The sequence below is a fragment of the Nocardia nepalensis genome (assembly GCF_048910785.1).
GTDB lineage: Bacteria > Actinomycetota > Actinomycetes > Mycobacteriales > Mycobacteriaceae > Nocardia > Nocardia nepalensis.
Map to the genome: position 1 here is coordinate 361,682 of NZ_JBKBET010000037.1, position 11,822 is coordinate 373,503.

Below are 11,822 nucleotides of genomic sequence, written 5' to 3' on the forward strand. Positions count from 1 at the left end.
GCGGCAGACGTATCCGCCGCCGCGCGACGCCTCAACTCCTATAGGGGAATCCGCTGTGACAGGAAACTTCAGTCGTCGCACCTTCCTGGGGCTGACCGTCGCGACCGCGGCCGGTGCGGTGACCAGCGCCTCGAGGCCGATCGGATTCGCCACGGCCCTCCCCGACCAAGGCGGCGACGGCACGGTCGACTGGAGCTCGCTGAGCCGTCACTTCGATGGTGAGGTCATCCTGCCGTCGGACTCGCGCTACGGGCAGGCCAGCCAGCAGTCGCTCGCCATGTTCGACAAGACCGATCCGATGGCGATCGCCTACTGCGAGAGCGCGAAGGACGTGCAGGCCGCCATAGCGTTCGCCCAGGACAATGCCGTGCATGCCGTTCCACGCAGCGGGGGGCACAGTTTCGGTGGCTATTCGACGACAAACGGCATGATCCTGGACGTCTCCAGGATGAACCGGGTCAGCATCGACGGACCGCACGTCACCATCGGCGCGGGCATCCAGCAGGTCGACGCGCTGGACGCCCTGACCCCACATGGGCTGGCCCTGGCCAGTGGCCTCTGTCCCACGGTGGGCGCCGGCGGCTTCATCCAGGGCGGCGGTATCGGTTATCAGACTCGCAAGTACGGCATGGCCTGCGACCGGCTGGTCTCGGCCGACGTGGTGCTGGCGGACCGGCGTCTCGTGCGGGCCTCGGCCCAGGAGAATCCCGATCTGTACTGGGCGCTACGCGGCAACGGCGGCGGCAACTATGGCGTCATCACCAGCTACACGCTGGAACCGGTGCAGCGCGACACCGTGGGTGGCTACCTGCTGATGTGGTCGGGAAGTGACACGGCCACCGTGATCGAGCACTGGCAGCAGTGGATGTTGGCGGCACCCAACGATCTTTCCTCGGTCCTGCTGTGCAGCATCCAGAAACCGCCCGCACCCGACACGATGGCGCTCATCGCGGGCACCTGGTACGGGACCGCGGAGGAGCTCGAGCGCCGCCTCGACGAACTGGTCGGAGCGATCGGCGTGGCGCCGTCCAGACGGGCCGCCCAGGATAGTTCGGTGCGGGACGCCATGATGCAGATCTATGGGTGCTCGAATCTCACCACCGCGCAGTGCCACCGTGCCGGCACCACTCCCGACGCGCGGGTAGCGCCTTACAACTACTACCGCACCCGGTGCCGGATGTTCGACTCGGCGATGCCGAGCGCAGACGTCGCGGACCTCCTGGCAGTTCTGACCGATCCGCGGAATTACCGGGACAAGCACGCCCGGAAGCTGTACTTCGAAGCACTCGGGGGCGCCGCGAACGAACCGGCCCGCACGGACACCGCGTATGTGCACCGGACCACGAAGTTTGTCGTCGGTCTCACCGCGCAATTGCCCGACCTCACCTACACCGACGAGGACACGACGTCGTGTGAGCGCTGGCTCGCGGACGGCTTCGCGGTACTCGACCGGAATTCCCTGCACGAGAGCTACCAGAACTACATGGACCCGGCGCTCGAGGACTGGCAGAACTCCTATTACGCCGAGAACTACCCCCGGCTGGTGAGTATCAAGCGGGACTACGATCCGGACGGGTTCTTCCGATTCGACCGCGGCATCGGCTGACGCGGGCCGCTCCTCGCTACCGGCCCTCCACCGGCCGGGTCGCCCGCAGGCTCACGTAGTTGTTGTCCCTTTCCAGGCCCAGCACCTGCGCGCTCAGATAGTCGACCCCGTCGGCGTATGTGTACGGCTGCATGAACCGGCCCGCACGCACGTCCCGATACAGCCGGGCCAGCGGATGGCCTTCGGTATACGTGGCCCCGCCCACGACGGTGAGGCAGTCGTCGACCACCTCGGCCGCCAGGTGGTTGACCATGAGCTTGGCGCACTGGAACGGGGTCATCATCCGTCGGCCACGCTCATCCGGATCCATGTCGTGACGGGGGGACAGTTCGTCGATGTTGACGAGCGCGGCCGACGCGGCGGCACGCAGCGTGTACAGCCGCGCCTCGATCTCGGCGATCAGAGTGCGCGATGCCGCGGGCGGTGCTGCCAGCCGCCGGGTGACCGCGTCCACCGCGAGGTCGCGGGCAGCCTGGGCGACACCGGCGTAGATGCCGAGCATGGCGACCGAGCTGATCGCCTGCCCGGCGAGGCTCGCATCGCTGTGGGCGCCGACGCTGCCACGCTCCAGCACGTCGCCAGCGGGCACCGGGCAGTCGTCGAACGCCAGGTCCAGCGTGCCGGACGCGCGCATGCCCAGACCGCTCCAACCGTCGATGACGGAGAGTCCCGGAGTGTCCCGGGCCACGATCGGGGCGTACAGCAGCGTTGGTCCCCCGGCGACCGGTGCCTGGGCGGAGACGACGAAATGCGTCGCGATCGGCGCCATCGTCACCAGGGTCTTGCGGCCGGACAGCAGCCAACCACCAGAACCGTCGGGGCGCAGCCGGGTGACCTCTCGCCCGTGGTCCTTCACCGCGCCGCAGATCACCGCCTCGCCGCGGGCCATCGCGCGCAGCAGCCGCTCCGCAAGCTCCTGGGTCTGCGGTGGGCCGTATCGCCACTCGTATGTGAGGGTGATCCCTCGGCTGAACTGGGCGTGCAGAGCCAGCGCGGTCGAGGCGTCCGCCTCGGCGACGCGCAGCAGCGCGACCGCCACATCGTGCAGCCCGCTGACACCAATGCCGCCCAGCTCGGCGGGCACGGTCGCGCCCAGCACGCCGTCACGCGCGAAGTCGCGGAACGTCTCGGCGGGGAATGTGCCGTCCTGGTCGTTCGGCGCCGCCGCGGCCCGTATCCGGGGCAGGTGCCGAGCCAAGACGGTCAGCAATTCTCGACCCGGCTCGGTGATCGCGGTAGCCAGGTCGCCCGGTGGCACGGCCGGCCGTGGCTTGTCCGGTTCCGTCCCCATCAACGCGGTACCGACGGGGGACGGTGACGCGGTGTCCTGTTCCTGCATAGCCTCTTCGATCCCTCAGAGCACCCGGACGTTTGGCACGTAGCTGATCCATCGCCCGCCGGAGCGGCGGAATTCCTGTTCGTTCGCCATGATTTCTTCGGCGTGGTTCCACGCGAACAGCAACGCGTAGTCCGGGTACGGATCCCGGAACGCCGTCGGCGGGCGTACCGGGATGTGCTTGCCGGGCGTCATCCGGTGCTGCTTGGCGGGCGTGCTGTCACACACGTAGGAGATGAGCTCGGGCCCGATATCGCAGAAGTTGGTGACTGTGGCGCTTTTCGCCGTGGCGCCGTAGGCGACCACGCGGGATCCGTCGGCGCGCAGCTGTCGCAGCAGTTGCACCAGATCGTCGCGCACGCGCATCACGCTGTCGGCAAAGCCACGCAGGGTGGCCGTGCGGGACAGCCCGCGGGCGTCCTCCTCGGCGAGCAATGCGGCGACAGCGTCACTGGGCGTGCGCTTTCCGGCCCGGGCGAGTGTGTACCGGACTTCGCCGCCGTGCACCGGCAGCCGCTCCACGTCGACCAACTCGAATCCGTAGTGCTCGGCCATGGCCCGCACCGAGTGCGCGCTGAACAGGAAGAAATGCTCGTCGTAGATCTGGTCGAAGGACGTCTTGGCCACCACGTCACCGAGGTACGGATCCTCGAACACGAACACGCCGTCCGGCGCCAGCAGCGCGTCGACGCCACGGAAGATCGAAGCCGGGTACGGGATGTGACACATGGTGTTCGCCGCGAAGATGACCTGGGCCGGTCCTTCCTCCGCACGGACCTGCGCCGCCGTCGAGTCCTCGAAGAACGCGGTGCGTACCCGGATGCCCTGGGCGCGGGCCGCATCGGCCACGCGCCCGGAGGGCTCGAAGCCCAGATGGCGTACGCCGGCCCGGTGGATCGTGCTCAGCATGACGCCGTCGTTGCAGCCCATCTCGACGATCAACGGGTCCGGGCCGGCCAGCTCGGTATCGAGGAACCGTCGTGCGACGCTCGCGAAGTGCTCGCGCATCACCGCCGACCCGGACGAGTGATACGGGTAATCCTCGTGGAACATCTTCTCCCGCGGCACCGACTCGGTGAGCTGCACCATCGTGCACGACTCGCATCGCCCGACGGCGAGCCGGAAGAAGAATTCCGTTGCGGCGCTGTCCGGTTCACGGAATGCGTCCGACAGCGGCTGACGGCCGAGGTCGAGGAACTCCTCGACAGTCCCGTCGCACACTCTGCAGGTTGCGGTCGCAAGTTCTTGCGGCATGGTGTTCCTCCGTACCGGATAGTTGTCTCAGAGTCCGGCCAGCACCTCGCGGAGGGCCCGGATCACCGCCTGCTGCCTGTCGAGCGGTAGCGACGGGTACATCGGCAGCGAGAACACCTCGCCAGCCAGTTTCTCGGTGACCGGCAGTGCGCCCTTGGCATAGCCCAGGTGCGCGAATCCGGTCATCGTGTGCACCGGCCAGGGGTAGCTGATGTTCAGCGCGATGTCGTATGCGCGCAGCCGCTCGATGATGTCGTCCCGCCTGGGGTGCCGAACCGCGTACAGGTAGTAAACGTGCTCATTGCCGGGCGACACCGCCGGCAGTACGAGCCCGCCCGGCTCGGCGAGATCGCCCAGTGCCTCGGTGTAGCGCTGCGCGACCATGCGCCGCCCGGTGATGTAGGCGTCGAGACGGCGCAGCTTGCCCCGCAGGATCTCGGCCTGTACCTCGTCGAGGCGGCTGTTGTGCCCGGGAGTCCGCTCCACGTAGTAGCGGTCCTCCATGCCGTAATAGCGCAGCCGCCGGACGTTCTGGTCGATGTACTCGTCGCCGGTGATCACGGCACCGCCGTCGCCGTACGCGCCGAGAACCTTCGTGGGATAGAACGAGAACGCGGCGGCATCACCCATCGCGCCGGCCACGCGGCCGTGGTGGCGCGCGCCGTGCGCTTGGGCGCAGTCCTCCAGGACGGCCAGGCCGTGCCGGGCGGCCAACCGGCCCAGCGCAGCCATATCGACGCACTGACCGTAGAGGTGCACGGGGACCAGCGCCCGGGTTCGCGGGCCGATCGCGGCCTCGACCTGGTCGGTGTCCATGAGGAAGTCGTCCTCGCGCACATCCACGAAGACCGGCGTGGCACCCGTCCCGTCGATGGCCACCACGGTCGGCGCGGCGGTGTTGGCGACCGTGATCACTTCGTCGCCGGGGCCAACGCCGAGCGCCTGCAACCCCAGCTTGATCGCGTTGGTGCCGTTGTCCACGCCAGCGCAGTGCGCGACACCGTGATACGCCGCGAACTCCGCCTCGAATCCCGCCACGCTCGGACCCAGTATCAACTGGCCGGACTCGAATACCTTCGCTACCGCGGCGAGCACTTCCTCGCGTTCGTCCTGGTACTCCGGCAGATAGTCCCACACCCGGATCGTCACCGTTGCCCTCCCTCGTGTGCGAACGCTGCATCGACCGTGCGACCCACCACTCCCGCTCCCCGAGTCACACTCATAACGCTCACTTCTTTCATCCGGCCCGGTCGCGCGATGCTCACCGGAAACGGTAGGTCCGGGCCACCCGACCTGGATCCCTCACCTTGCTAGTCGTCCAGCCGTCGCGGAAGAACCGCCGAGCGCACTGTCGATCTCTGGCATACGCCGCCCCGCGTCGGCCGCGCTTTCTTACGAGATGGAGAGCTTGGCGAGCGATAAATACGCCAACGAAATGCCCGCCAGGTGCTGTCAGATCGAGGGATATAGATCCATCCGCATTCGAAATAGCATCGGCACCACGTCCCAGACATCAGATGCGACAGGAAGGGTGGCAAGTTCGTGGCTGAAAACAACACGATCACCATTCGCGTTGACGACCGGATCGAGCAAGCGATCGCCGCCCTGACCCGTGGTGGCGCGTCCGCGACGGTGGCGATCGAGCGAGCGATCCTGGAATCGGCCAGGCGCGCCGCACCCGCCCCTCCCACCGCGGCCAAGCCGGGCAGCATCGACTCGCAGACGTTGAGCGTGCAGCGGAAGTTGACCCGCGAACAGCTGCTGGAGTTCGCCGAACGCGGCTACATCGTGATCCCGGACGTCGTGCCCCCGGACATCCTGGCCGCGGCCAACGCGGCGGTGGACAAGCAGCTGCGCACGCACTCGCCAGAAGAAGGGCACGCCGGACCGCACTTCATGTTCCCGATGTGGGAGGAGGAGCCAGACCTCGCGGCGCTGCTGCGAGACACCGAGGCATTCTCGCTCGCCGAGGAACTCACCGGTGACGGTGCCATGGAATACCCGTGGCAGACGCAGATCGCGATGACTTACCCGCCCTACATCGATGACCGGGGAATGCCGCACATCGACGGCGGCATGCGTCGCAAGGCCGATGAGCCGCCGCGGACCTTCACCATGCTCGCCGGCTTCTTCCTCACCGACCAGGACGGCGACGACACCGGAAACCTCTATGTCTGGCCGGGAACGCACCGCCAGCACGCCAAGTACTTCCGTGAGCACGGGCCCGACGCGTTCACCTCCTATCCGGACATCAAGCTGCCCGAACGGGAGCAGGTGCGCGCCCGCGCGGGGGACCTGCTGCTGAAGCACTACATGGTCGGCCACAACGTCGGCAGCAACACCTCCGACGCCGTCCGGCGCACGGTCTACTTCCGGCTGAAGGTCCGCGGGCACGACGCGACGTGGCGTCAGATCATCCAAGACCCCTGGCACGACTTCACCCCGCTGCGGCCGCTGGTGTCTTCGTTCGAGGACAACGACGAATAGCGGTTCACGGTCGGATCCGACAGGCGGCAGGCCTTCCGGCCTGCCGCCTGTCTGCGTTAGGACGCCCCGGAGAGAGACAGACGATGTACGACTGCGATACGTACTTGCGGCGGTTGGGGTACGACCCGGCCGCCGGCCGGCCGGCGGCTGATCTGGCGGCCCTGGTCGCACTGCACAAGCGGCACATGGAGAACATTCCGTTCAACAGCGCGGGTTCGTTTGCGGTGCCGGCGCCCAGCGGTCGGCTCGTCGATCTGGTCGATTTCGACGAGGACGCGACGTTCGACTCGGTGGTCGCGGCGGGCCGGGGCGGCGGCTGCGTCCAGATGACCCGGCTGTTCCTGCGGCTGCTGCGCGACCTCGGGTTCGATGCCGACCTGATCGCCGGCACTACGGCGGAGGGCCGTCAGTCGTACGGGGTCGAGGTCGAGCACATGCTCATACTGGTCCGCGTGCACGGCGGGTCCTGGCTGGCCGATATCGGTTACGCCGGGCCGTCTTTCATCGAGCCGCTGCGTCTCGACGGCGACGCCGGCGAGCAGCGCCAGTACGGCTGCCGGTACCGGCTCACCTCCGGCGCCGACGGCATATCGCTGCAGCGCCGCCCCAGACTCGGCCAGTGGAGCACGGTCTACGAGTTCACCGCGAAGGTCCGCGACCGGTCGGACTGGGCGCCGGCGGAAAAGGCGATCAACGCCGCGCTCGCGGCCGCCGGTGACGGCACCGAGCTCTACAGCCGAGCGGTCCGCGACGGCCAGGTGGTGTTGAAGGGCCGTCGTTACCTGACCGTCCGGGCGGGCATCGAGAAGACCCGCACCGTCACCGACGACGGTGATTGGTACGCGCATCGCAGCGCGATCCTGGCCGGCGAAGCCGGCTGAATTTCGACAACGAGGAGGACTTCATGCGCCGACGAATTGCCCGGTCGGAAATGATGTACGTCAGCGAGATCAGGACGCAGGCGCTGCAGATCTGCGTGGTGCGCGGCGGCGTCGACGCGGAGCTTCTGGACGCGGCGTTCACCGCCGTTCTCGCGGAGGCGCCGGGTCCGCGCAGCCGTCTGGAGAAGGACGGTGACGACTACTATCTCAGCCTGCTGGAGCCGGACGAGTTGCCGCGCCTGCACGTCCGGCGTAACGAGCCCGGCGCTCAGATTCAGGAATACAACAAGCCGTTGTACTTCGGTGGCCCGCTCGCACGCGCCGTCCTGCTGACCGGCTCCGACGAGGACGTCGTGATGTTCGGCGTCGACCACGCGATATGCGACGGCCGCAGCGCGACCGAGTTCTGCCGCCGGATCTGGCAGCGTTACATCGACATTCAATCCGGCAACTACTCGGCCCCCCTACCGCAGCCGCAGGAGTGGCCGGGGCCGCTCGATGATGTGCTCCCACCGCGCACTGAGGCCGAGCTCGACAGCTACGTCCAGGAGCGGCTCGAGCGGGCCGAGGGCGCACCGGTTGCCGCGCTGCCGTTCCGGGCGGCCGGGTCCGCCCCAGTACCGGCCGAGAGCCTGATGACCTCGCGTCGGCTCTGGCTGACCGAAGCGGAGACCACCGGTCTGCTGGCCTTCGCCAAGAACGCCGGAGTGTCGGTGAACGGACTGGTCGCCGCGGCACTGCTGGCGGCCGTACGCGCCGGTCTGCCCGAGGAACTGGACGGCCATCGGCTGTCCAGTTTCTGCACGGTCGACCTGCGCGACCAAGTAGCGCCGGGCCTGAGCCACGCGGCGATGGTGCCGATGGTCTCCTGGTATCGCGATCTGCTCGAGGTGCCCGCCGCGGTCGATCTGGTCGAGCTCGGCCAGCGGTTCACCACCGGGTTGCGCGCCGGCGTCGCGCGTGGTGACGCGGCGATGGAGATGCAGGCCCTGGACCGGCTGCTCCCGCACCCTCAGCTCTGGCCGACCAGTCTGGTGCTCACCAATGTCGGGAAAATCGACGGGCCGCCGTCGCCGAAGGGACTCGAGATCGTCGACATGACCAAATTCCCGCTGTCCAGCCGGTGGGATCCGGAGCGCGGCGCGGGCCCGTTGCTTGCGTCGCCGACGACGATCTACGGCCGGTTCAGCATCGAAATGCCGTACAGCACACAGTGTTTCACGACCGAGCAGATGGACTCGATCCACGACCACATCCGCGGTTCGCTACTGGCATGCGCTGATCGGGCGCCGCGGCGATAGCGCGTCCCGAGCGGCCGGATGCGAACCGGCCGCTCGGGAAAATCGAGATCAGTAGCGAACGGGCAGGCGAAGTACGCTCAGCACCGGAGTCTTCAGACGGACCGGCACCTCCTGCAGCGGCACGTCCAGAGCGAGTCCGGGCAGGTCGAGCACCAGCGCGGTCAGCGCCTCGGCCAGAACCAGCCGCGCCAGCCGCTGCCCGACGCAGGCGTGGACGCCATACCCGAAGGCCAGGTGGGCGGACGCGTCCTGGCTCAGATCCAACCTGTCGGGACAACTGAACTTGGCCGGATCACGGTTGGCCGCCGGCAAGGCGACCGTCACCGTCTCCCCCTCGCGGATCAGCTCCCCAGCGAGCTCTACATCGGACAGTGCGGTCCGGAAGATCTGGAACTGGTTGACCGAGGTGTGCCGTAGCAGCTCCTCGACCATTCCCCCGATACCGCTCGAACCGCCGCTCCGGGCGGCCGAACGCAGCGCGTCGAGCTGGTCGCGATGGTGCAGTAGCGCCAGCAACGACGACGCGAGCGCGCCCTCGCAGCTGGCGAAGCCCGCCGCGAAGACGATCAGCAGCATGTTGGTGATCTCACGGTCGGTCAGCTCGGGATCGGCGGCCAGTCGCCCGATGACGTTCTTGCCCGGCTCCACCCGTGCCTTGCCCACGAGATCCATCAGGTGGTGGTACGCCCGCGTCCCGGCCTCCCGCTCCCCCTCGAGGCCGACCTCGTCATCGGTGGCGCTGTCACTCAGGGCGGACAGTACCGAGCTGCCGGCGAACGGGACGCCCATCACCTCGCACAACACCCGCAGCGAGAGCGGCCGAATGAAGGTCGGGAGGAGGTCGACCGGCGAGCCGTGCTCGCGCACCTCGGCGACCTGCGCGGTGGCCAGCTCGGCCACCCCTGGGGCGTATGCCTCCGTGGCGCGGGCGCTGAACTCGCCGCTGAGCAGGTTCCGATAACGGGTGTGCTCCGGCGGATCCATATGGATGAACCCGCCCGGCACGATCGGTACGGACGGGAAGATCTCGCCCTTCTTCGTCACGGGGGCGTGGGTGTCGTAGAACCGGTGGCTGAACGCCTGACCGCTGAGCACCTCACGGGCGAGGTCGTGGCTGGTGGCCAGCCAGCCGACGTGACCGTCCGGATACACCATCCTGGTCAGTGGCCGGGTCCGGACCAGATCACCGAGCACCGCCGGCGGATCGAACGGTTCGGTGCGATCCCAGTGTCGGAGATACGAGATCGGCTCCGGGATTTCCTCAGTCATGCGGTGACATCCTCTGTTCCGGACCGGGCCGTGCCGGATCCCTGGTTCGCAGCCTGCATCCGAAGCGCTTGCCGGTCCACCTTTCCCGCGGCGCTCAGCGGCAGGGCGGCCAGCAACAACAAGTGTTCCGGGAACTTTCGTGGTTCCATCCCGGCTGCGGCGAGGTGGGTGGTGACATCGGCCAGACTCAGCTCGGCCGAGGTGGCGACGCAGGCGCAGACGCGCTCGCCGTACAGCGGGTCCGCCACCGCGACGCAGGCCACGTCACGGATCGCGGGATGGGTGATCAGCACCGACTCGATCTCTGCCGGGCTGATGTTGAGGCCGCCGCGGATAACCACATCCTTGCGGCGCCCGACGAGCCGCAGCCGCCCCTGGTCGTCGATCAACCCGAGATCCCCGGTACGTGTCCAACCGTCCGGAGTGCGCAGAACACCGTCCAGCTCGGGCGAATTCACATAGCTCATCGGCGACATCGGGCCGCGCGCGACAACCTCGCCGGTCTCTCCGGCCGGGAGTTCGAGCCCGTCCGGGTCGACGATGCGAATGTCCGCGACAGCCGGGTCGGGACGGCCGACCGTACCGTTGTACCGGCCGAGACCGCTGTTGCACGAGACACCGTCGGCTGAGCCGTACAGCGAGACGACCGTGCAGCCCAGCAGTTCCTCGGCGCGCCGTGCCGTGTCCAGGTCGAGCGCGGACCCACCGACCACGGCGGCTTGCAGAGAGCTGAGGTCGGTGTCCCGGAGCTCCGGACGGTCCAGCAGCATGCGCAACATCGTCGGCACACCCAGCAGGTGGGTGGGGCGGGTGTCGGCGATGGTCCGCAGCGTCGCAGCGGCGTCGAAGGCCGACCTCAGCACGAGGGTGCCGCCCAGGGTCGCGAGGGTGACCGGCGTACCGCTGGAACCGAAGGCCGACGCCAGCGGGACGAGGAAGAGGTTGCGCATCGTGGTCGCAGACCCGCGGTGCAGGCCGGTCATCATGGCACCCCGCCCGCCGGCCAGCGCGTTGTGCGAGTACAGGACCATTTTCGGTTCCGCCTCGGAACCGGAGGTGACCAGGATCCGCGCCGGACCGTCGGGGTCGAATTCCCGCGGCACGAACTCGTCCGCGGTCGCGGCGAACAGGGTCTCGATCGGCACACAACCCGGCGTCTCGGCGGCACCGTCCCCGGCGACGATGACGGTACGCAGCATCGGCAGGGCGTCCAGATGTTTCCGGATGCGCTCGGCGCAGGGATAGCCGTGATGATCGGCGACCGTGATCACCGTGACCGCCTCGGAGCGACGCAACAGGCTCACCGCGTCGCGGTCGCCGCGGCCGAGCGGAAACGGCAGCACAATGGCGCCCACCGCCGCGACGGCGAGGTCGACGGCACACGCGAGGCGGGCGTTGGGCAACTGGACCGCCACCACGTCGCCGGGGCCGATGCCGAGCCGCACCAGCCCCGCCGCCAGGCGTCGGACTGTCCGGTCCAGTTCGTCGTAGCGGACCGGCCCCCCGGCGTCCAGTACGGCGGGCGCATCAGGCGCGCGCTGGACGTGGCCACGGAACAGGGAGTACAGGTCCCGACCCGGGTAGTGGCCCGCGTCGGCCCAGGCCCTGCGCAGGTCGGCGGAAAGGTGATCGGCGTAGCGAGTGGAGGTGTGGTTCACGAGACTCTTCCTGGGCTGCGCCTGACGGAG

At 68.3% G+C, this 11,822-nt stretch carries 9 protein-coding genes; 4 read left to right on the forward strand and 5 right to left on the reverse strand.

Going from position 1 to position 11,822, the window contains the following annotated elements:
- Positions 1 to 55 precede the first annotated feature (55 nt).
- Complete coding sequence (locus ACHQ4I_RS33260) at positions 56 to 1,606, forward strand: FAD-binding oxidoreductase (protein ID WP_420775846.1); 1,551 nt, start codon at positions 56 to 58, stop codon at positions 1,604 to 1,606.
- A 16-nt stretch (positions 1,607 to 1,622) separates the two neighbouring features.
- On the opposite strand, the gene rubN8 is transcribed toward ACHQ4I_RS33260, so the two are convergent.
- The 3 genes from rubN8 to ACHQ4I_RS33275 form a co-directional block, all read right to left on the reverse strand.
- The gene (rubN8, locus tag ACHQ4I_RS33265; protein WP_476445413.1) at positions 1,623 to 2,897 is read right to left on the reverse strand and encodes an amino sugar nitrososynthase RubN8; all 1,275 of its coding nucleotides are present in this window, start codon (positions 2,895 to 2,897) and stop codon (positions 1,623 to 1,625) included.
- A gap of 63 nt (positions 2,898 to 2,960) precedes the next feature.
- Complete coding sequence (locus ACHQ4I_RS33270) at positions 2,961 to 4,196, reverse strand: methyltransferase domain-containing protein (protein WP_420775848.1); 1,236 nt, start codon at positions 4,194 to 4,196, stop codon at positions 2,961 to 2,963.
- Positions 4,197 to 4,223: 27 nt separating this feature from the next.
- Positions 4,224 to 5,345 (reverse strand): DegT/DnrJ/EryC1/StrS family aminotransferase, encoded by a 1,122-nt coding sequence (locus ACHQ4I_RS33275; RefSeq protein ID WP_420775849.1) that lies wholly within the window; start codon positions 5,343 to 5,345, stop codon positions 4,224 to 4,226.
- A 393-nt stretch (positions 5,346 to 5,738) separates the two neighbouring features.
- On the opposite strand from ACHQ4I_RS33275, the gene ACHQ4I_RS33280 reads away from it, so the two are divergent.
- From ACHQ4I_RS33280 to ACHQ4I_RS33290, 3 genes are all read left to right on the forward strand, one after another.
- On the forward strand, positions 5,739 to 6,683 hold the full coding sequence (locus ACHQ4I_RS33280) for a phytanoyl-CoA dioxygenase family protein (RefSeq protein ID WP_420775850.1): 945 nt from the start codon (positions 5,739 to 5,741) through the stop codon (positions 6,681 to 6,683).
- 83 nt (positions 6,684 to 6,766) lie between these two features.
- Positions 6,767 to 7,564: an arylamine N-acetyltransferase family protein gene (locus tag ACHQ4I_RS33285; RefSeq protein ID WP_420775851.1), complete on the forward strand. Its 798-nt coding sequence runs from the start codon at positions 6,767 to 6,769 to the stop codon at positions 7,562 to 7,564.
- 23 nt (positions 7,565 to 7,587) lie between these two features.
- Positions 7,588 to 8,865 carry a phthiocerol/phthiodiolone dimycocerosyl transferase family protein gene (locus ACHQ4I_RS33290; RefSeq protein ID WP_420775852.1) on the forward strand — a complete coding sequence of 426 codons (1,278 nt, stop codon included), beginning with the start codon at positions 7,588 to 7,590 and terminating at the stop codon, positions 8,863 to 8,865.
- A 48-nt stretch (positions 8,866 to 8,913) separates the two neighbouring features.
- Here ACHQ4I_RS33290 and ACHQ4I_RS33295 read toward each other — a convergent pair whose 3' ends face one another.
- Positions 8,914 to 10,134 carry a cytochrome P450 gene (locus ACHQ4I_RS33295; RefSeq protein ID WP_420775853.1) on the reverse strand — a complete coding sequence of 407 codons (1,221 nt, stop codon included), beginning with the start codon at positions 10,132 to 10,134 and terminating at the stop codon, positions 8,914 to 8,916.
- Positions 10,131 to 11,792, reverse strand: coding sequence for a class I adenylate-forming enzyme family protein (locus ACHQ4I_RS33300; RefSeq protein ID WP_420775854.1), 1,662 nt, complete (start codon positions 11,790 to 11,792; stop codon positions 10,131 to 10,133). Before ACHQ4I_RS33300 ends, ACHQ4I_RS33295 begins: the two co-directional genes overlap by 4 nt.
- Positions 11,793 to 11,822: the final 30 nt, after the last annotated feature.